Source organism: Streptomyces sp. NPDC006733 (genome assembly GCF_040636125.1).
Lineage (GTDB): Bacteria > Actinomycetota > Actinomycetes > Streptomycetales > Streptomycetaceae > Actinacidiphila.
On the sequence record NZ_JBEYJD010000008.1, the window covers coordinates 155,229 to 176,037 of the forward strand.

The 20,809-nt window shown below is 72.6% G+C and carries 15 protein-coding genes and 3 tRNA genes; 11 read left to right on the forward strand and 7 right to left on the reverse strand.

Going from position 1 to position 20,809, the window contains the following annotated elements:
* Window positions 1-83 precede the first annotated feature (83 nt).
* Window positions 84-1,496, forward strand: a complete 1,413-nt coding sequence (locus tag ABZ721_RS10130; RefSeq protein ID WP_358788145.1) for a sigma-70 family RNA polymerase sigma factor — start codon at window positions 84-86, stop codon at window positions 1,494-1,496.
* Here the strand turns inward: ABZ721_RS10130 and ABZ721_RS10135 are convergent.
* Both ABZ721_RS10135 and ABZ721_RS10140 read right to left on the reverse strand, forming a co-directional pair.
* Window positions 1,484-2,980, reverse strand: coding sequence for an MFS transporter (locus ABZ721_RS10135; RefSeq protein WP_358788146.1), 1,497 nt, complete (start codon window positions 2,978-2,980; stop codon window positions 1,484-1,486). The two genes, ABZ721_RS10130 and ABZ721_RS10135, sit on opposite strands and share 13 nt — an antisense overlap.
* A gap of 66 nt (window positions 2,981-3,046) precedes the next feature.
* Complete coding sequence (locus ABZ721_RS10140) at window positions 3,047-4,327, reverse strand: cytochrome P450 (protein ID WP_358788147.1); 1,281 nt, start codon at window positions 4,325-4,327, stop codon at window positions 3,047-3,049.
* Window positions 4,328-4,530: 203 nt separating this feature from the next.
* Between ABZ721_RS10140 and ABZ721_RS10145 the strand changes: the two genes are divergently transcribed.
* A complete protein-coding gene (locus ABZ721_RS10145) occupies window positions 4,531-7,161 on the forward strand; it encodes a cytochrome P450 (RefSeq protein ID WP_358788148.1) in 2,631 nt (876 codons plus the stop codon).
* 100 nt (window positions 7,162-7,261) lie between these two features.
* Entirely contained in the window at window positions 7,262-8,329 is a 1,068-nt protein-coding gene (locus ABZ721_RS10150) for a polyprenyl synthetase family protein (RefSeq protein WP_358788149.1), read from the forward strand.
* Between the two features lie 143 nt (window positions 8,330-8,472).
* Here the strand turns inward: ABZ721_RS10150 and ABZ721_RS10155 are convergent.
* From ABZ721_RS10155 to ABZ721_RS10165, 3 genes are all read right to left on the reverse strand, one after another.
* Window positions 8,473-8,546 (reverse strand) — tRNA-Ile (locus ABZ721_RS10155).
* A 153-nt stretch (window positions 8,547-8,699) separates the two neighbouring features.
* Window positions 8,700-8,775, reverse strand: a tRNA-Asn gene (locus tag ABZ721_RS10160).
* Between the two features lie 5 nt (window positions 8,776-8,780).
* Window positions 8,781-8,853, reverse strand: a tRNA-Asn gene (locus tag ABZ721_RS10165).
* Window positions 8,854-9,062: 209 nt separating this feature from the next.
* Between ABZ721_RS10165 and ABZ721_RS10170 the strand changes: the two genes are divergently transcribed.
* The 5 genes from ABZ721_RS10170 to ABZ721_RS10190 all read left to right on the forward strand — a co-directional run bounded on the left by ABZ721_RS10170 (window position 9,063) and on the right by ABZ721_RS10190 (window position 15,384).
* A complete protein-coding gene (locus tag ABZ721_RS10170; protein WP_358788150.1) occupies window positions 9,063-9,359 on the forward strand; it encodes a YtxH domain-containing protein in 297 nt (98 codons plus the stop codon).
* A gap of 27 nt (window positions 9,360-9,386) precedes the next feature.
* A complete protein-coding gene (locus ABZ721_RS10175) occupies window positions 9,387-10,844 on the forward strand; it encodes an FGGY family carbohydrate kinase (protein ID WP_358788151.1) in 1,458 nt (485 codons plus the stop codon).
* A 69-nt stretch (window positions 10,845-10,913) separates the two neighbouring features.
* Entirely contained in the window at window positions 10,914-12,647 is a 1,734-nt protein-coding gene (locus tag ABZ721_RS10180; RefSeq protein ID WP_358788152.1) for an ABC transporter ATP-binding protein, read from the forward strand.
* 41 nt (window positions 12,648-12,688) lie between these two features.
* Window positions 12,689-14,608 carry an ABC transporter ATP-binding protein gene (locus tag ABZ721_RS10185; protein WP_358788188.1) on the forward strand — a complete coding sequence of 640 codons (1,920 nt, stop codon included), beginning with the start codon at window positions 12,689-12,691 and terminating at the stop codon, window positions 14,606-14,608.
* A gap of 251 nt (window positions 14,609-14,859) precedes the next feature.
* Window positions 14,860-15,384 carry a hypothetical protein gene (locus ABZ721_RS10190; protein WP_358788153.1) on the forward strand — a complete coding sequence of 175 codons (525 nt, stop codon included), beginning with the start codon at window positions 14,860-14,862 and terminating at the stop codon, window positions 15,382-15,384.
* 24 nt (window positions 15,385-15,408) lie between these two features.
* On the opposite strand, the gene ABZ721_RS10195 is transcribed toward ABZ721_RS10190, so the two are convergent.
* Entirely contained in the window at window positions 15,409-15,861 is a 453-nt protein-coding gene (locus ABZ721_RS10195) for a MarR family transcriptional regulator (protein ID WP_358788154.1), read from the reverse strand.
* A 110-nt stretch (window positions 15,862-15,971) separates the two neighbouring features.
* Here ABZ721_RS10195 and ABZ721_RS10200 point away from each other — a divergent pair, with 110 nt between their 5' ends.
* On the forward strand, window positions 15,972-16,979 hold the full coding sequence (locus tag ABZ721_RS10200; RefSeq protein WP_358788155.1) for an NADP-dependent oxidoreductase: 1,008 nt from the start codon (window positions 15,972-15,974) through the stop codon (window positions 16,977-16,979).
* A 78-nt stretch (window positions 16,980-17,057) separates the two neighbouring features.
* The gene (locus ABZ721_RS10205) at window positions 17,058-17,486 is read left to right on the forward strand and encodes an organic hydroperoxide resistance protein (protein ID WP_358788156.1); all 429 of its coding nucleotides are present in this window, start codon (window positions 17,058-17,060) and stop codon (window positions 17,484-17,486) included.
* Between the two features lie 71 nt (window positions 17,487-17,557).
* On the opposite strand, the gene ABZ721_RS10210 is transcribed toward ABZ721_RS10205, so the two are convergent.
* A complete protein-coding gene (locus ABZ721_RS10210) occupies window positions 17,558-18,130 on the reverse strand; it encodes a TetR/AcrR family transcriptional regulator (protein ID WP_358788157.1) in 573 nt (190 codons plus the stop codon).
* 147 nt (window positions 18,131-18,277) lie between these two features.
* Here ABZ721_RS10210 and ABZ721_RS10215 point away from each other — a divergent pair, with 147 nt between their 5' ends.
* Window positions 18,278-20,764: a glycoside hydrolase family 3 C-terminal domain-containing protein gene (locus ABZ721_RS10215; RefSeq protein ID WP_358788158.1), complete on the forward strand. Its 2,487-nt coding sequence runs from the start codon at window positions 18,278-18,280 to the stop codon at window positions 20,762-20,764.
* Window positions 20,765-20,809: the final 45 nt, after the last annotated feature.

Genomic DNA, 20,809 nt, shown 5'->3' on the forward strand with positions numbered 1-20,809 from the left:
ACCGCCTGCGATCCGGTGACGGAACGATCGCATGCCGTGACATTGGCCCGAAAAATCCACCGCACGCCCCTCGTAGCGGGGCTGTGTCGTGCGACACACTGAGGGCGGTGCCTGAGTCCTCGGAGCGCGGAATACCGGATTCTGCAAACAGAGATGCGACCGGTGATCCGCATACGGCGAACTCCCGGGCGGACAGCGGCCAGGCCGCGACCGTCCCGATGCCGCGTGCCTCCGAGCCCCTGACTGTGCTCACCATGGAGGTCGCGCCCGTGCAGACCCACACCCTGACGACCGTGGCCGAGGTGGTCCTGACGGAACCGAGGGTCGAGCCGAGGGAACGGGACAGGGTCCCGGAGCAGAACCACGCCGTCACCCACCCGGAGGCGGAGGACGTCCCGGAGCCGGAAGCCGAACCGGAACTGTCGGAGCCGGCGGCGTTCGCCGAGCCTCCCGACACCGCGGATCCCGGCCCCGGTGCCGCCCGTCCCCGCGAGCGCCGCGCGTCCCCCGCCGCGGAGTCCCGCGGCAAGGTCCCCGACGACGAGGCCGACCACCGGGAGCGCCGGTCGCGCGAGGAGGCGGCGGGACCGTCCGCCGACCTCTTCCGGCAGTACCTGCGCGAGATCGGCCGCATACCGCTGCTCACCGCCGTCGAGGAGGTCGAACTCGCCCGCCGCGTCGAGGCCGGCCTGTTCGCCGAGGAGAAGCTGAACAATTTCCCGGACCTGGACTCCCAGCTCGCCGTCGACCTGGACCGGCTGGTGGTCAACGGGCGGATGGCCAAACGGCGGCTGATCGAGGCCAACCTGCGGCTCGTCGTCTCCGTCGCCAAGCGCTACGTCGGGCGCGGCCTGACCATGCTCGACCTCGTCCAGGAGGGCAACCTGGGCCTGATCCGCGCCGTCGAGAAGTTCGACTACGCCCGCGGCTACAAGTTCTCCACGTACGCGACCTGGTGGATCCGCCAGGCCATGAGCCGGGCCCTCGCCGACCAGGCCCGGACCATCCGCGTCCCCGTGCACGTCGTCGAACTCATCAACCGCGTCGTCCGCGTCCAGCGCCGCCTGCTGCAGGAGCACGGCTACGAGCCGACCACCGAAGAGGTCGCCGCCCACCTGGAGCTGACCGAGGAGCGCGTCACGGAGGTCCTGCGGCTGGCCCAGGAACCGGTCTCGCTGCACGCCCCCGTCGGCGAGGAGGACGACGTCGCCCTCGGCGACCTCATCGAGGACGGCGACGCCACGTCCCCCGTCGAGTCCGCCGCCTTCCTGCTGCTGCGCGAACACCTGGAGGCGGTGCTCTCCACCCTCGGCGAGCGCGAGCGCAAGGTCGTCCAGCTCCGCTACGGGCTCGCCGACGGCCGCCCCCGCACGCTGGAGGAGATCGGCCGCATCTTCGGCGTCACCCGCGAACGCATCCGCCAGATCGAGTCCAAGACCCTCAACAAGCTGCGCGACCACGCCTTCGCGGACCAGCTCCGCGGCTACCTGGACTGAGCCGGCTCCCCGTCCTTCCGGGCCGCCGCCCGGCCGCGCGCCCGCGCGAGCAGCGCCGTCACGGTCATCAGCAGCACGGCGCAGCCGACGAAGGCGGCGCCACCGGTGAACGCGTGCGCGATGCCCCGTGTCACCGCCACCCGCTCCGGGGTGCCCGGGGCGGCGCCGCGCAGCGTCGTGCCGTAGACGGTGATCAGGACCGCGATGCCGAGCGCCCCGCCGGTCTGCTGGAACGTCTGCAGCAGGCCGGAGGCCGCACCGGAGTCGCGGGGCGGCACGCCGCCGAGGATCAGGCCGGTCAGCGGCATGAGGAAGGTGCCGATGCCGGTCCCGATCAGGATCAGCGGGAGCAGCAGCGCGGGGACGTAGCTCGCGTCGGCCCCGACCCGGCCGAGCCAGCCGACCCCGGCGGCGACCAGGGCGAGACCGGTCACGATCAGCGGGAAGGCGCCGAACCTCGGCAGCAGTTTCGGGGTCGCGCGCGACATCGCGAACATCACCAGCGCCATCGGCAGGAAGGACAGCCCGGTGGTCAGGGCGCTGTGGTCGAGCACGTTCTGCAGCAGCATCGGCACGAAGAGGGAGACGCTGAAGTTGCAGGCCATGGTCAGCGCCATCGCCAGGTAGCCGGCGGTCCTGGCGCGGTCCGCGAACAGCCGCACCGGCACCATCGGGTGGTCCGTCCGCAGCTGGCGGACGACGAAGACGGCGAGCAGGACGACCGCGGCCGCGAACGCCGCGGGGGTCACGGCGCCGCCCCAGCCGTCCCCGGCGACCCGGATGAAGCCCCAGGCCAGCGCGATCATCCCGGCGGTCGCGGTGAAGGCGCCCACCAGGTCGAGCCGTCCGGGGTTCCGCTCGGGGTCGGCGACGTACTTCGGCGTCAGCAGCACGATGGCGATGCCCACCGGCACGTTGACGAGCAGCACCCAGCGCCAGGAGGCCACATCGGTCAGGACCCCGCTGAGGATCATCCCGATCGCCATCCCGAGCCCGGCGAGCGTCGAGTAGGCGGCGAGCGCGCGGTGGCGGGCCGCGCCCTCGGGAAAGTTCGTCATCAGCAGTGACATCGCGCCGGGCGCGGCGAACGCGGCACCGACCCCCTGCAGCGCCCGCGCGGCCAGCAACTGCCAGGGCTCGGCGGCCAGTCCGCCGAGCAGCGAGCAGACGGTGAAGAGCAGGACGCCGGCGGTGAAGGTCCGCCGCCGGCCGAAGACGTCGCCGGTGCGGCCGCCGAGCAGGAGCAGCCCGCCGTACGCCAGGATGTAGGCGTTCAGCACCCAGGACAGGCCGGTGGGGGAGAAGCCCAGGCCGGCCTGGATGTCGGGCAGTGCCACGGACATCGCGGTGGCGTCGACGACCACCATCATCTGGCAGGCCACGATGATCGCGAGGACGATGCCGGGCCGCGTCCCGGCGGCCGTGGCGCGCGGTTTCCGCGCCGGCGGCGCCGGCGCCTTGGGTGATGCCGAGGAGACGGTCATGGGATTCTCAACTCCGGGAGAGGTGGCCGGTCATGGGGCGGGCGGCAGCCCGCGGCGGGGCTGGCGTCAGTCCCAGCTCACCGGCAGCGCGGCGAGTCCGTGGAAGATGAAGCCGCCCGGCAGGTACTGCGGGGCGAACCCGTCCGCGAGGCGCAGCCCTGGCAGGGCGGCGGCGAGGGTCTCCAGCGCGATGCGCGCCTCCAGCCGGGCGATCGGGGCGCCGACGCAGAAGTGGATGCCGAGGCCGAAGCCGAGGTGGCGCGGCGGTCCCTCGCGGTCCAGCCGGAACGTGCCGGCGTCCTCGACCCACTCCGGGTCCCGCCCGGCCGCCGCGAACATCACCCGCACCCGGGCGCCGGGCGGCACGGTCGTGTCGCCGATGCGCACCTTGCCGGTGGCCACGCGCAGCGCGCCCTGCACGGAGGAGTCGAAGCGCAGCGTCTCCTCGACGGCGGCGGCCACCAGCGCCGGGTCGGCCACGACCGCGTCCCAGCGCTCGCGCTCGGTCAGGAGCTGGTGGACGGCGTTGCTGATCAGGTTGGTCGTCGTCTCGTGCCCTGCGGCGATCATGAAGCGCAGCGCCACCACGGCCTGGTCGACCGTGCAGAGCGGGTCGTCGCCCCGGGAGGCGTGCAGCAGTCCGGTGATCAGGTCCTCGGCCGGGTGCTCGGCCCGGTCGGCCAGCAGCTGCCGCAGGAAGTCCTCGTACGCGCGCAGCGCCCGCGCGCACCGCACCTGCTGCTCGGCGGGCAGCGGCACGACCTGCAGGGCGAGCCAGGCGTCGTTCCACCCCTTGACGGCGGCCCGGTCCTGCTCGGGTATGCCGATCACGTCGCAGATCACGGTGTAGGGGAGGGGCTGGGCGAACCGCGCCAGCAGATCGGCGCCCGCTCCGGATGCGGCACCGGCTTCGGGTCCGGCCTCGGTGAGTTCCGCCACCAGCCGGCGGGCCGTCGCGCGGATCGCCGGCTCCAGGACGCGCAGCCGGCGCGGAGCGAAGTACTCGCTGATGAACGTGCGGAAGCGGGTGTGCTCCGGGCCCGAGACGTTGTAGAGCGCCGGCTGGAAGAAGAGCGTGTCGTCCAGCGCGCTCCTGGCCTCGGGGGCCAGTGGCACGTGGCCGTCCAGGTTGTGGCGGCTCGTCAGGTTCTCCCCGTCGCGCAGGACGCTCTGCAGTTCCTCACGGCCGGTCACGATCCATTCGTCGAGCACCGGGTGGTGGGCGACGGGCAGTTCGCGGCGGCTCACGTCGTAGGCCGCGAAAGGGCACGCGATGAACTGCGGGGACTGCGGGTCGAAGACCTCCTCCACCGCCCATCGGGCTGCTGACGGCTGGGTTTCCGGCATGGTCGGATTCGCCTCTTCCGGTCGGTCGGATGGATCCGCTCCCTGGGAGGAGATTAATTCGCACCACCAAGAATGGGTCCCCCTGACCATCCCCTGCAACGGCAGGTCGGCGCCCCTGTCATAAAGGCGTTCATTTTATGGATCTTGAATGGAATTAAAGTCGTCGCTAGCTTGATATGCGATTCCCATAACCGGAGGTTCTCATGGGTGCAGTTGGTGCGGCGAAGGCCGGTACGGAGGCCCGACGGGAGTTCTATCTGCCCGAGTTGCCGCGATTGCTTCCGTTCGCCTATCACCCGAAAGCGGCGCAGATCGAGATCGCGTCGAACGGCTGGATACGCCGCTTTCTCGCCGGAACCTTCGCCTCCGAGGCGGATCTGCTGTTCTTCCTGCGGCAGCGGAACGGGATCTACGGGCCGCTGACGGTACCGACCGCGGACGAACAGCGCGCCCAGGACATTGCCGACTGGTACCAGTACGTCACCGTCATCGACAGCTTCGTCTCCGACCGTTCCGCGCTGGGCGCCAGTGCGGGCGCGGCCCGTGAGGTCTTCGCGCAGATCCTTTCCGATTTCCACGGTGACGTGCCCACGCATGCGGACTTTCCGTACGGAAAGGCGGGCCAGGACCTGTGGCGGCGTATCAGCCCGGGACTGAGTTCCGCCCAGGCCAGCCGATTCGCCGCGAGTCTGCAGGCGTTCCTGCGGGGCTGCGCCACCGAGATCCAGGCCAAGCTGAGCAATGAGGTGCCGGACTACGAGACCTGCATGGCCGTCCGCTCGGAGAGTTTCGGCTGCGACTTCATCGAGCTGATGACCGAGTACGGCGTGGCCGTCGACATGACGGACTGCATTCCGCAGCTCGCCGCAGTGCATCTGCACTGCCGCCGCCAGATGATCGTCATCAACGACCTGCTCTCCTGGCGCAAGGAGCACGCCCAGGACGACAAGATGACGGCCGTCCGGGTCCTGGTCGAGAACGAGGGGCTCGGCCTCCAGGAGGCCGTGGACCGGCTCTGCGCGCTGGTGGAGCACCACGAGAGGGCGTACCTCGCCGCCTGCGAGGACGTGCTGGGCGGACCACTGGGGGAGCGGGAGGACGTGCGCACGTACCTCACGGCGCTCAGCCACATGATCGGCGGCAGCCAGGAGTTCGAGTACCTGACCCCGCGCTACTACGGGGACGGCTCGGTCTGGGACGGCACCACCTCCGGCTGGCTCGACCTCGACGAGGCCGTCACCCGCTTCCGCGACGAGCCCTACCCGGCTCCGGCCCCTGCCCCGGCTCCGGCCCCTGCCCCGGCTCCGCTCGTGGACGCGGCTCCTGCTCCGCTCGTGGACGCGGCCGTGGTGGCGAAGCTGGCGGCCGTCCCGCGGCAGCGGATCGAGGACCCTGCCGCTGCGCCCGCCACCCCGTCGCGCCGGGAGCGGCAGCGGCAGGGCCGGCGGTGGAAGGTGGTGACCGCCGAGGGCGCCCTGCCGCTGCTCGGCCACGCGCTCCCGCTGTGGCGCAGGCCGCTGGAGTTCCTGTCGGGGCTGCCCTCCGACGCCGACCTCGTCGAGATCCGGTTCGGCCCCAAGCGCGCGTACCTCGCCCACCACCCCGACGTCGTGCAGCAGGTCCTCACGGACTCCCGGACGTTCGACAAGGGCGGCCCGCTCTTCGAGAAGGCGCGGCTGCTCGTCGGCAACGGCCTGGTCAGCTCCGAGTGGGAACCGCACCGGCGGCAGCGCCGGCTGCTGCAACCCGCCTTCCACGCGAGCCGGTTCCCCCGCTACCTCGACCTGATGGGCGAGGAGATCGCCGCGGAGCTGGACTCCTGGCGGCCGGGGGAGGCGCTCGACGTCAGCGAGGCCATGCACGGCCTCACCCTCAAGATCACCGCCCGGACGATGTTCGCGACCACCGCCGGTGCCAAGGCGATCAACGAGGTCGCGTACTGCATGCCCGTCATCATGCGCGGCGTCTACAAGCGCATGGTCGCGCCGACCGGCCTCCAGGAGAAGCTGCCCACCGCGCACAACCGCGACTTCGAGCGGGTGCGGGTCCGGATGCGCGAGCTGATCGCCGAGACCGTCGCCGAGTACCGCGGGGCGGGCGCGGCCGACAGCGGCGACCTGATGTCCATCCTGGTCAACACCCGTGACGAGGAGACCGGCGAGGGGCTGTCCGTGGAGGAGATCCACGAGCAGGTCATGACGCTGCTCATCGGCGGCACCGAGACCACGGGCAACACCATGGCGTGGGCCTTCCACACGCTGGCCACCCACCCCGAGGTCGAGCGGCGGCTGCACGAGGAGCTCGACCGCGTCCTCGACGGCCGCCCGCCCACGTTCGCGGACCTGCACCGGCTCGACTACACCTCGCGGATCATCACCGAGACGCTGCGCATGTACCCGCCCGCCTGGCTGCTCACCCGGACGACGACCCGGGAGACCGAACTCGCCGGCCGCCGCCTCGCCCCCGGCACCATCGTCCTCTACAGCCCCTACGCGCTGGGCCACAACGCCGCGGTGTACGAGGACCCCGAGCGCTTCGACCCCGACCGCTGGCTCCCCGAGCGGGCCGCCGGGCTGCCGCGCGGCGCCAACCTCCCCTTCGGCGGCGGCAGCCGCAAGTGCATCGGCGACACCCTGGGCGCCGCCGAGACCGCCATCACCCTCGCCGGGATCGCCGCCGGATGGCGGCTGCGCCCGGTCCCCGGCGTCCGCGCCGGCACCGCGGTGCCGCGCGCGTCGCTGGGCACCGGCCCGCTGCCGATGCTGCCCGAACCGCGGTACGCCTGGGCGCGCGCCACGGCCGGCCGCCGGCTCGCCCTGGTGGACGCCGAATGACGTACGCCGCGCTACCGGCGTACGCCGCGCCGTGCCCGCACGCAGTGCCGCCGATAGCACCGCGCCCAGCCCGACTTGACGCATCCGATGGAGGGGAACGATGACCCAGCACGTCAGCCCGGTGCTCTTCGCGCCGAGCGCCACCGAGATACTCGAACGCGGCCAGTGGCTGGTGCGGCCCGCCCTGCGGGACGCCACCTCCCGGCTCCATCCCGACGTGGCCAGGATGGCCGAGTTCACCCTCGGCTGGTGCGACGCGGACGGCACCCCGCGGCACGACAACGCGGCCAAGGGCGTCCGTCCGGCGCTCGCCGTCCTGTGCGCCGAGGCGGTCGGCGGGCCCGCCGAGGCGGCCGTCGCGGGGGCGGCCGCCGTGGAACTGGTGCACACCTTCTCGCTGGTGCACGACGACATCATGGACGGCGACGAGCGGCGGCGGCACCGCGACACCGTCTGGAAGAGCTTCGGCGTCGGCCCCGCGGTGCTGGCCGGCGACGCGCTGTTCGCGCTGGCCGTCGGCGCGCTCGCGGAGACGGCCCCGCAGGTGCGGCCGGCGGCCGTGCGCGCCCTGTCGCACGCGCTCGTCGACCTCGTCAACGGCCAGGCCGAGGACATCTCCTTCGAGCGCCGCCCGTGGAGCGGCCTCGGCGCCGTCACCGTCGACGAGTACAGCGCGATGGCGGGCTGCAAGACCGGCGCCCTGCTCGGCTGCGCCGCCGGACTGGGCGCGCTGCTGGGCGGCGCGCCCGCCGACGTCGTCAACGCCCTGACCCGCATGGGGCGTCACCTCGGTCTGGCCTTCCAGGCCGTGGACGACCTGCTGGGCATCTGGGGCGACCCGGCCGTCACCGGCAAACCGGTCTTCAGCGATCTGCGCCGTGGCAAGAAGACCCTGCCCGTCATCGCCGCGCTGTCCGCCGGACCCGCCGTACGCGCGGAGTTGCTCGATCTGCTCGATCCGCGCCGTTCGGGTACGGGCAGCAGCGAGTCGGGCTTCCGCAGGGCCGCCGCCCTCATCGACGAGGCGGGCGGCCGGTCGTTCACGACCGACCTGGCCGAGCGCCAGCTCGACCTCGCCCTGCGGATCATCGACGAGGCGGCGGTGGACCGGGAGGCCGTCGCGGGACTGACCGTGCTCTGCGACCTCGTCGCCAACCGCACCCGCTGACCGCACCCGCTGACCGAACCGCACCCGCCGGACGCCGCCGGAGCACCGGCGGACGGCACCGGACGGACGGAACCCCGGCCGGATATTCCGAGCCGGGGTGGGCACACCAGGGGGCGCAACGTTTCTGCGCCAGCAGGCCAATGTGGGGCGGGTGGGACTCGAACCCACGACCGACGGATTATGAGTCCGCTGCTCTAACCGGCTGAGCTACCGCCCCGTACGACAGTCTTACGCGCCGTCTGCCGCAGCATAGCCGCTCATACGATCTGTCGCCCTCGCGGGTCACAGACGCATCACTGAGTGGACTTCGATCAGGGGGCGGGTGGTTCCCGGAAAACGAAAAAGGACCCCAACGGGGTCCTCTTGTCGTTGGCTCCCCCGACTGGACTCGAACCAGTAACCCTCCGGTTAACAGCCGAATGCTCTGCCAATTGAGCTACAGGGGACCGCGCTCCCCCGACTGGACTCGAACCAGTAACCTGCCGGTTAACAGCCGGCTGCTCTGCCAATTGAGCTACAGGGGATTGTGCTGCGCGCATCGGGCAACACCACGTCCGGACCAACCGGGCGGCGCGTGCTCGCTGCGAGACATACATTAGCGCAAGTGGGGGGGTGCTCCGCCAACCCCTATCGCCGGGGTTGTCGTCCGGCTACAGCGGGTAGGCGCGAAGCACAGTCCGCAGGACGGCCCGCGGGGCCGGACCCGTCACGAGTACGAGGAAGGGTGGAGCCCATGCGCTACCGGCTGTCGTTCATCACCGGAGCCGTCGTCGGGTACGTGCTGGGAGCGCGGGCCGGGCGGGAGCGGTACGAGCAGTTGCGCAAGAGTGCCCAGCGCATCGCGCAGAACCCGGCGGTGCGCAACGCCGCCGAGAGCGCCGCGCAGACCGGGCGCGGGGTCGCGGTCAAGGCCGCCGACGCCGTCGGCTCCAAGGTCGGCGACAAGCTGCCGGAATCGGTCTCCGCGCGGGTGAAGGCGCTGCGCGAGCGGGGCCAGTCCGAGGACGACTGGGGTACGTCGAACACCTGACCCCCCGGTGCGGCATCATCTCCCCCTATGGGGATAGTCGCGGGCATCGACAGCTCGACCGCAGGGACCACCGTCGTCGTGTGCGACACGGACACCGGCGAGGTGCTCCGGCAGGGGTACGCGCCGCACCCGGTCGAGGGCGAGGCCGCGCGGTCGGGCAAGGCGACGGAGAGCGACCCCCAGTCCTGGCTGCTGTCGCTCGGCGAGGCGGCCAAGGACGGCCTGCTGGAGGGCGTCCAGGCGATCGGGGTGTCCGGGCAGCAGCAGGGCCTGCTGGCGCTCGACGCCGGCGGGGTGCTGGTGCGCCCGGCGGTGCTGCGCACCGACAAGCGGGCGCAGCCGCAGGCCGCCGACCTGACCGCGGAGCTCGGCGGCCCGGCGAAGTGGGCGCAGGCCGTGCAGGCGGTGCCGCAGGCCGCGTACCCGGTGGCGAAGCTGCGCTGGCTGGCCCGGCACGAACCGGCGGCGGCGCAGCGCACCGCCGAGGTGCTGCTGCCGCACGACTGGCTGGTCTGGCAGCTGCTGGGCCGGCCGCAGCGGCGCACGACCGACCGCGGCGACGCGTCCGGCACGGGCTACTGGTCGGCCGCCACGGGGGAGTACCGCCCCGACCTGGTGGAGCTGGCGCTCGGGCACCAGGTGGCGCTGCCGCACGTGCTCGGTCCCGCGGAGCCGGCCGGGCAGACCCCCGAGGGGCTGCTGATCTCGGCCGGGACCGGCGACACGATGGCGGCCGCGCTGGGCCTGGGCATCGGCCCCGGTGACGCGGTGGTCTCGCTGGGCGCCTCCAGCACCGTCTTCGCGGTGCACGGCGAACCGCTGACGGACCCCTCGGGGATGATCACCTCCTTCGCGGACGCCACCGGGCACCACCTGCCGCTGCTGAAGACCCGCAACGCGGTGCGCGTGCTGCGCGCGACCGCGGAGCTGCTCGGCACGGACCTCGCCGGCCTGTCGGAGCTGGCCCTGACCTCCTCCCCGGGCGCGTACGGCCTGGTGCTGCTGCCGTACCTGGAGGGCGAGAGCACCCCTGACCTCCCGCACAGCGCGGGCACGCTGACCGGGCTGCGGCGCGAGAGCATGAAGCCCGAGCACCTGGCGCGGGCCGCGTTCGAGGGCATGCTGTGCGGGCTCGCGGACGCGCTGGACGTGCTGCGCGGGCGCGGGGTCGCCGTGCGGCGGATCTTCCTGCTGGGGGCCGCCGCCGAGCTGCCCGCCGTGCGGGCGATCGCCCCGGCGCTCTTCGAGGCGCAGGTGGTGGTGCCGGAACCGGGGGACTACGCGGCCGTGGGCGCGGCCCGGCAGGCCGCCTGGTCGCTGGGCGTGGTGCTCGGCTCCGGGTCGGCGCAGGAGCCGCCGGCCTGGCGCGGCGGCGCGCTGCAGGTGCTGGAGCCGGGCGACGACCTGCCGGTGGGGCAGGCGATCCGCCGGCAGTACACAACCGTTCGGGAGCAGACCCATCCCGGGGCCTTTGCCGAGGTTTAAACGAATGCGGACGGCGGATGTCGGAAGATAGGATCGCTCGCCGATCAAGCCGACTCTGAGAGATTCCGTGTGCTGATCCGAATCCTGCGCACCCACCTGCGCCCGTACCAGCGGCCCATCACGTTGCTCGTGCTCCTCCAGCTCGTGCAGACCATCGCCACGCTCTTCCTCCCCACCCTGAACGCCGACATCATTGACAACGGTGTCGTCAAGGGCGACACCGGATACATCCTGCGGCTCGGCGGCGTCATGATCGCGGTGACCGTGCTGCAGGTGGTGTGCGCGATCGGCGCCGTGTTCTACGGCGCCAGGACGGCCATGGCCGTCGGGCGGGACCTGCGGACGTCGATCTTCGACCGGGTGCAGAGCTTCTCCGCCCGCGAGGTCGGCCAGTTCGGCGCCCCCTCGCTGATCACCCGCACCACCAATGACGTCCAGCAGGTCCAGATGCTGGTGCTGATGACGTTCACCCTGATGGTGTCGGCGCCGATCATGTGCGTCGGCGGGATCGTCCTGGCGCTCGGCCTGGACGTGCCGCTCTCCTCGCTGCTGCTGGCCGTGGTCCCGGTGCTCGGCGTCCTCATCGGCCTGATCGTCCGCCGCATGCGGCCGCTCTTCCGCACCATGCAGGTGCGCGTCGACACGGTGAACCGCGTACTGCGCGAGCAGATCACCGGCATCCGGGTGATCAGGGCGTTCGTGAAGGACGACTACGAGCGGCGGCGCTTCGCGGGCGCGAACGACGAGCTGACGGAGGTGTCGCTGCAGACCGGACGGCTGATGGCACTGATGTTCCCCGTCGTCATGACGGTGGTGAACGTCTCCAGCGTCGCGGTGATGTGGTTCGGCGCGCAGCGCATCGACAGCGAAGGCATGGAGATCGGCGCCCTGACCGCGTTCCTCAGCTATCTGATGCAGATCCTGATGTCCGTGATGATGGCCACCTTCATGTTCATGATGGTGCCGCGCGCCGAGGTCTGCGCCGAGCGCATCCAGGAGGTCCTCGCGACCGACTCCAGCGTCGTGCCGCCGGCGAGTCCCGTGACGAAGCTGCTCCGGCACGGCCATCTGGAGCTGCGCGGCGCCGACTTCAGCTACCCGGGCGCCGAGGCGGCCGTGCTGCGCGGGGTCGACCTGGTCGCCAGACCGGGGGAGACGACCGCGGTGATCGGGTCGACGGGCAGCGGCAAGAGCACCCTGCTGGGGCTCGTCCCGCGGCTCTACGACGCGACCGGCGGCGACGTGCTCGTCGACGGGACGTCCGTGCGGGACCTGGCGCCCGCGCTGCTCGCCGAGACCGTCGGCCTCGTACCGCAGAAGCCGTACCTGTTCTCCGGGACGGTCGCGAGCAACCTGCGCTACGGCAAGCCCGACGCGACCGACGAGGAGCTGTGGCACGCGCTGGAGGTCGCGCAGGCGCGCGGCTTCGTGGAGGAGCTCGAAGGCGGCCTGGACGCGCCCATCGCGCAGGGCGGCACCAACGTCTCCGGCGGGCAGCGGCAGCGGCTCGCCATCGCGCGGGTGCTGGTGCGCCGGCCCGAGATCTACCTCTTCGACGATTCCTTCTCCGCGCTCGACTACGCGACGGACGCCGCCCTGCGCGCGGCACTCGGCCGGGAGACCGCCGAGGCCACCGTCGTGATCGTCGCGCAGCGGGTGAGCACCATCCGGGACGCCGACCGCATCATCGTCCTCGACGAGGGCCAGGTCGTGGGCACCGGGACGCACAGCGAACTCATGTCGCAGAACCCGACCTACCGGGAGATCGTGCTCTCCCAGCTCACCGAGCAGGAGGCAGCATGACCACCCCGGCGAAATCCGCGCCCCGCCGCGGGCCCGCGCCGATGGCCGGGCCCGCGCGCTTCATGGGCGGCGGGCCGGTCGAACGGTCGATGGACTTCAAGGGCTCGTTCCGGCGGCTGCTCCGCCTGATGCACCCCGACCGGCTCTTCCTCGCCCTGGTGCTGCTGCTGGGCGCGGCGAGCGTGGCGCTCTCCGTGCTCGGCCCCAAGATCCTGGGCCACGCCACCGACCTGATCTTCGCCGGGGTGATCGGCCGGCGGTTCGAGGACGGCACCACCAAGGCGCAGGCGGTCGAGGACCTGCGGCAGCACGGCGAGGGCCAGGTCGCCGACCTGGTGTCCGCGGTGGACTTCACCCCCGGCCAGACCATCGACTTCGGGGCGGTGGGCAGCGTGCTGCTGACCGTCCTCGGGATCTACCTGGCCGCCGGGCTGTTCAGCCTGGTGCAGATGCGCACCGCCACCGGCGTCATCCAGCGCACCGTCTACCGGCTGCGCGAGGACATCGAGGCGAAGCTGTCGCGGCTGCCGCTGTCGTACTTCGACCAGCAGCCGCGCGGCGAGGTGCTCAGCCGGGCCACCAACGACATCGACAACATCGCGCAGACCCTGCAGCAGACCATGGGCCAGATCGTGAACTCGCTGCTGACGATCGTCGGCGTGCTGGTGATGATGTTCTGGATCTCGCCGCTGCTGGCGCTGGTCGCGCTGGTGACGGTGCCGGTGTCGGTGTTCGTGGCGACCGCGGTCGGCAAGCGCGCCCAGCCGCAGTTCGTGCGGCAGTGGAAGACGACCGGCAAACTCAACGCGCACATCGAGGAGATGTACACCGGCCACTCGCTGGTGAAGGTGTTCGGGCGGCAGGACGAGTCGGCCGAGGCGTTCCGCGAGCAGAACGAGGCGCTCTACCGGACGGGCTTCAAGGCCCAGTTCATCAGCGGGATCATCCAGCCCGCGATGATGTTCATCGGGAACGTCAACTACGTGCTGGTGGCGGTCGTCGGCGGGCTGCGGGTCGCGAGCGGAGCGCTGTCCATCGGCGACGTGCAGGCGTTCATCCAGTACTCCCGGCAGTTCAGCCAGCCGCTCACCCAGGTGGCGAGCATGTCCAACCTGGTGCAGTCCGGGGTCGCTTCGGCCGAGCGGGTCTTCGAGCTGCTCGACGCTCCCGAGCAGGGGGCGGACCCGGTGGACGCCGTCCGGCCGCGGGAGCAGCTCGGCCGGGTCGCGCTGGAGAAGGTCGCCTTCCGCTACGAGCCCGACAAGCCGCTGATCGAGGACCTGTCGCTGTCCGTGGAGCCGGGCCACACCGTCGCGATCGTCGGCCCGACCGGCGCGGGCAAGACCACGCTGGTCAACCTGCTGATGCGGTTCTACGAGGTGACGTCGGGCCGGATCACCCTGGACGGGGTCGACATCGCCGCCATGTCCCGCGAGGACCTGCGCTCGGGGATCGGCATGGTGCTGCAGGACACCTGGCTGTTCGGCGGCACCATCGCGGAGAACATCGCCTACGGCTCCGAGGGCCGCACCCAGGAGCAGATCGAGGAGGCGGCGCGCGCCGCGCACGCCGACCGGTTCATCCGCACGCTGCCGGACGGCTACGACACGGTGATCGACGACGAGGGGTCGGGCGTCAGCGCGGGCGAGAAGCAGCTCATCACCATCGCGCGCGCGTTCCTGTCGGACCCGGTGATCCTCGTCCTGGACGAGGCGACCAGCTCCGTCGACACCCGTACCGAGGTGCTGATCCAGCGCGCCATGGCCACCCTCGCGCACGGCAGGACCAGCTTCGTCATCGCGCACCGGCTGTCCACGATCCGCGACGCGGACGTGATCCTGGTGATGGAGTCCGGCTCGATCGTGGAACAGGGCACCCACACCGAGCTGCTGGCCGCCGAGGGCGCCTACGCCCGGCTGTACGCGGCGCAGTTCGCGCAGGCGGTGGCGGAGGTCGACTGACCGCAGCCGAGGCCGGCCGGACGCGGAGGCCGGTCGGCCGGACGCGGCCGCCGGCCGGCCCGGCGGGCGGCCGCGGGGGACCGGATTGTCCGGCAACGCCCCCGCGGCGCCGGGATCTTCCCAGAAGTTTCACAAGATCGCATTCACCCGTGACCTGCGAGCCGCATAGCGTCCCAACCACAATGGACTACTGCTACTCATGCCGTCGGCACCTCAACGGCGCCCTGTCGTGCCCCGGGTGCGGCACCCCCGTGGACCAGCTCGCCCTCCCCGTGGAACCCGCGCCGGCGGCGGGCGTCCCGGCCGCCCCGCCGGAGCCGGACGCCGCCGGAGGCCGGGCCGCCCGGCGCCGGCCGCCGAAGCGGCGGGGCGGGAAGCGGCTGCTGACGGGTGCCGGTGTCGGCCTCGTCCTGATCGTCTGCACGGCCGCGGCCCTGGCGACGGGGACGTTCGCGAACGGTCCCGAGGCGGACACCGGGCCGACGCGGGCCCCTGCGACCGGCGCCGTGCCGCAGGCCTCCGAGTCCAGCCCCGCCCCGCGGCACACCACGGCCCGCCCCACGCGCTCGGCGCCGGCCACCACCGCGAGCACCTCCGGCACCCCCTCGGGGTCGCCGACCGCGACCCCGACGGCCACCAGGAGGCCGACCCGCTCGGCCACGCCGACCACCCGGCCGCCGACGGAGCCGACGAACTCGCCCACGCCCTCGCCGACGAAGACGCCCAAGCCGTCGCACGGCCCGACGTGCAAGCCCGTCCTGTGGTGGTGCGAGTAGCGCGTCCCCCCGCGGGTCCGGCCGTCAGGTCAGCATGCGCTGGAGCAGGTCGCGCAGCGAGGTGCGCTCCTCCTCGGAGAGCCCGGCGAGCGGCGCGCGGGCGAAGTGCAGCGCGCCGCGCAGCCGGGCCGCCGTCTCGCGGCCCTCGTCGGTGGCGGCGGCCAGCTTGATGCGGCGGTCGGCCGGGTCGGTCCTGCGCTCCGCGAGCCCGCGCGCCTCCAGCCGGTCGACGATCCCGGTGATGTTGGAGGGCTCGCACTTCAGCCGCTGCGCGATGTGCCGCATGGGCAGCGGCTCACGGGACAGGAGCGCCAGGACGCGCGCCTGCGCGCCGGTCAGCTGGTGGCTCGCGGCGGCCTGCTCGTACTCCTCGTGGTAACGCGCCACGACGGTGGCTATGAGGTCGACCACCTCGAGGGTCAGCGGGTCGGTGGGGTGCGGCGCGGGAACCGGCGCGGGCAGCGGCGTGGGGGACATGGAGCCAGCGTACCCCCGGTTACTTGACAACCTCAAACATCAAGGTCCATCGTTATTTGAGGAAATCAATCTTTGCCATAGTGAAGCTATGGCGGACGGAGGCATCCCTCATGCCGAAGAGCCGTGAATGGCACCTGGTGGCCCGCCCCCACGGGTGGCCGACCGAGAGCGACGTCGAGCTGCGCGAGGTCGAGACGGCGGAGCCGGGCCCCGGCCAGATCGTCGTCCGCAACCTGCGCCTGTCCGTGGACCCGTACATGCGCGGCCGGATGAACGACGTGAAGTCGTACGCGCCGCCGTACGCCCTGAACGAGCCGATGCAGGGCGGCGCGGTGGGCCGTGTGACCGCCTCGAACGCGGAGGGGTACGCGGTCGGCGACCACGTCCTGCACGGGCTCGGCTGGCGCGAGTACGCGGTGCTGGACGCCCAGCACTCCGTGAAGGTCGACCCGGACGCGGCGCCGCTCAGCGCCTACCTGGGCGCGCTCGGCATGCCCGGTCTGACCGCGTACGCGGGTCTGCTGGAGGTCGGGTCGTTCACCGAGGGCGAGGCGGTCTTCGTCTCGGGCGCGGCCGGCGCGGTCGGCAGCCAGGTGGGCCAGATCGCGAAGCTCAAGGGCGCCTCCCGGGTGGTCGGCAGCGCAGGCTCGGACGAGAAGGTCAAGCTCCTCGTCGAGGAGTACGGCTTCGACGCCGCGTTCAACTACAAGAACGGCCCGGTCTCCGAGCAGCTGAAGAAGGCCGCCCCCGACGGGATCGACGTCTACTTCGACAACGTCGGCGGCGAGCACCTGGAAGCCGCGATCAGCTCCCTCAAGCTGCGCGGCCGGGCCGTGCTGTGCGGCGCCATCGCCCAGTACAACGACACCGAGGCGTCGAGCGGGCCGCGCAACCTGGCGCAGGCCATCGGCAAGCGGCTGCGGCTGCAGGGCATGCTCGTGGGCGACCACGCCGCGCTGCAGGGGCAGTTCGTGGAAGAGGTCGGCGGCTGGATCCGGGACGGCAAGCTGCACTACCGCGAGACGGTCGTGGAGGGCATCGAGAAGAACTTCGACGCGTTCCTCGGTGTGCTGCGCGGCGACAACACCGGAAAGATGATCGTCAGCCTGCCCGAGTAAGCTTCAACAAATTGTTGCGATCGTGGGCGCGAGTCGCGGCGATGCACGCGAGTGCACCTACCAGGAGAGGTTCCTTTCATGACCATCCAGTCCGTAGAGGTCCTGTACACCGCCGTCGCCACCGCCGAGAACGGCCGTGACGGCCGGGTCGCCACCGACGACGGCAAGCTCGACGTCGTCGTCAACCCGCCGAAGGAGCTGGGTGGCAACGGCGCCGGCACCAACCCGGAGCAGCTCTTCGCGGCCGGCTACAGCGCCTGCTTCCAGGGCGCCCTCGGTGTCGTGGCCCGCCAGGAGAAGGCGGACATCACCGGCTCCCGCGTGACCGCCAAGGTCGGCCTCGGCAAGACCGAGGCGGGCGGCTTCGGTCTCACGGTCGAGCTCGCGGTCTCGATCCCGAACGTGGACGCGGCGACCGCGCAGGCGCTCGTGGAGAAGGCCCACCAGGTGTGCCCGTACTCCAACGCGACGCGCGGCAACATCGCCGTGGAGCTGACCGTCGTCTGATCCCCGCCCGGCGGGCGGTCGCCGGTCGGCCGGACGGCGGTGAGGGCCGCACCCCCTTGGGGGTGCGGCCCTCACGCGTTCCCGGGCGCGCCCAGCAGGGCGACGAAGTCGCGGAAGGCCGCCGCCATGTCCACCGCCCCGGGATCCAGCAGCCACTGCACCTGCAGCCCGTCCATGACGGCCACGAGCAGCGGCGCCGCCCGCTCCGGGGTGAGCCCGCCCGGCAGCCGGTCGCCGAACTCCGCGCGCAGCATGTCGGCCGCGCCCGCGCGCACCCAGCGGTAGCGCTCCTCGAAGTACGCGCGCGCCGGATGGTCCTCGGTGACGCTGTCGCCCGCCAGGACCGTGAAGGTCTGCACGATGCCGGGCCGGGTCGCGTTGTACTCGACCAGGGAGGTCAGCATCTCCAGCGGCCACGTCGTGCCGTGCAGCGCGGTCGAGGCCACGTCCCACTGGTCGCGCGCGGCCAGCACCGCGACCAGGAGCGCCTCCTTCGTCGGGAAGTAGTGCAGCAGCCCTTGCTGGGTCAGCCCCACGCGCTCGGCCACCGCGCCGAGGGACGCCCCCCGGTAGCCGCGTTCGGCGATCACTTCCACCGCGGCCTGGATGATCTCCGCGCGCCGGTCTCCGGTCGTTCTGGACACGTGCCCCCCTTCGTTCGGCGGTGAGCCTAATCGAACCGGTCGCCGAGAGATTCGGATAACGTATTCATAACTTACCCTACCGATCTACAGGTAGGGAGGTCCAGGATGGGCGCGGGACGACACCGAGCGACGACAGGGAGCAGGACGATGACGGACACCGGGCGCACGGCCATCGAGGACGCGGTGGAGACCGCGCTGGGCAAGCTGGACCTGGACGCCAAGGCGCGGCTGCTCTCCGGCCAGGACATGTGGACGCTGCCCGCGCTGCCGGAGGTCGGCCTCGGCTCGCTGGTGATGTCCGACGGGCCGATCGGGGTGCGCGGGGTGCGCTGGACGGCCGACGACCCGTCGGTCGCGCTGCCCAGCCCGACCGCGCTCGCCGCGACCTGGGACCCCGCTCTGGCCCGCAGGGCCGGCAGCCTGCTGGCGCAGGAGGCCCGCCGCAAGGGGGTGCACGTGCTGCTGGCGCCGACGGTGAACCTGCACCGCTCCCCGCTCGGCGGGCGGCACTTCGAGGCGTACTCCGAGGACCCCTACCTCACCGGGGCGATCGGCTCGGGCTACGTGGCGGGCGTCCAGGCGGGCGGCGTCGGCACCACCGTCAAGCACTTCGTGGCCAACGACGCCGAGACCGAGCGCTTCACCGTCGACAACGTGATCGGCGCCCGCGCGCTGCGCGAGCTGTACCTGGCGCCGTTCGAGGCCATCGTCAAGAACGCCCGCCCGTGGGGCATCATGTGCGCCTACAACCGCGTCAACGGCACCACGATGAGCGAGCACCACTACCTGCAGAACGCGGTGCTGCGCGGCGAGTGGGGCTTCGACGGCTACGTCGTCTCCGACTGGATGGCCGCCCGCGACACCGTCGGCGCCATCAACGGCGGTATGGACGTGGCGATGCCCGGCCCGCGCACCGTCTACGGCGAGGCGCTGGCCGCCGCCGTCCGCGACGGCCGCGTCGAGGAGCCGGTGGTCGACGGGGCCGTCCGCAACGTGCTGCGGCTCGCCGCCCGCGTCGGCATCCTGGAGGGCGTGCCGGCCGCCGTCGCCGCCGCGGACCTCCCGGCCCCGATCGACGGCGACGCGCTGGCCCGCGAGATCGCCCGCCGCGCCTTCGTGCTGGTGCGCAACGAGACCGTCGCGGGCGGCGGCCGGGCGCTGCCCGTGGACGCGTCGGCCGTCCGCCGCATCGCCCTGATCGGCGCCGCGGCCCGCGACGCCCGCGTGCTGGGCGGCGGCTCCGCGCAGGTCTTCCCGGACCACGTCGTCTCCCCGCTCGACGGGCTGCGCGCCGCGCTGCCCGAGGGCTGCGCGCTCGACTACGCCGTCGGCGCCGACCCCAGCGACGAACTCTCGGTCGCGGGGCAGGGCTTCACCCTGCGCGCCGTCGCCCGCGACGCCGAAGGGCGGGAGCTGGGCTCGGAGCGGATGCCCAACGGCATGGTGCAGTGGCTCGGCGACCTGCCGGAGGGCGTCACGTTCGACGCGGTCACCACCGTCGAGGCCACCGGCACCTTCACCCCCCGCGAGAGCGGCGCGCACGCCTTCGGCACCCGCGGCCTTGGCGGCTTCCGGCTCGCCATCGCCGGGACGGTGCTCTTCGACGGCGAGCAGTCCGCCGCCAACGCCGACCCGTTCGAGGCGTTCTTCGGCTCCCCGGTGCCGCGCGGCACGGTGGAGCTGACCGCGGGCGAGACCGTCGACGTCAGCCTCACCTGCACCGTCGCGAAGTTCGCCGACGCCCCGGTCCAGGCGATCGGCTTCTCCCTCGTGCACGGCGAGCCGGAGCGCGACCCGGACCAGCTGATGGAGGAGGCCGTCGCGGCGGCGGCCGCCGCCGACACGGCGGTCGTGGTCGTCGCGACCACCGAGCGCGTGGAGAGCGAGGGCTTCGACCGCACCGATCTGCGGCTGCCCGGCCGGCAGGACGAACTCGTCGCCCGGGTCGCCGCCGTGAACCCGCGCACCGTGGTCATCGTGAACTCCGGCTCCCCGGTGGAGATGCCGTGGCGCGAGGACGTCGCCGCGGTGCTGCTCGGCTGGTTCCCCGGGCAGGAGGCGGGCGCCGCGCTCGCCGACGTCCTGCTCGGCGCGGAGGAGCCGGGCGGCCGGCTGCCGACCACCTGGCCGGTGGCCCTGGCCGACGCGCCCGTCACCCGGGTCACCCCCGAGGACGGCACGCTCACCTACGACGAGGGCGTCTTCATCGGCTACCGCGCCTGGGACCGGGCCGGCGCCACCCCCGCGTACTCCTTCGGCCACGGCCTGGGCTACACCGACTGGGCCTACGAGTCGGCGGAGTTCGAGCGCGGCGCGGGCGAGGGCGACGCGCTGGGGCGGCTCACCGTCCGCGTCCGCAACACCGGCGCGCGCGCCGGCCGCGAGGTCGTCCAGGTCTACCTGGCACCCGCCTCAGACGCGGTCGAGCGGCCGGCCCGCTGGCTGGCCGGCTTCGCCTCCGTGCAGGCCGGGCCGGGGGAGAGCGCCGAGGCCGTCGTCGAACTCCCGCGCAGGGCCGCCGAGGTGTGGGACGAGACGGCCGGCGACTGGCTGCTGGTGCCCGGGCACTACGGGATCGAGGCCGGCCGCTCGCTGGCCGACCTCCGGGTCGGCGCCGCGCTCGACCTGCCGTGACCCCCGTACGGCAGCGGGCCGGAACCTCCTGACCGGGGGCGGGGC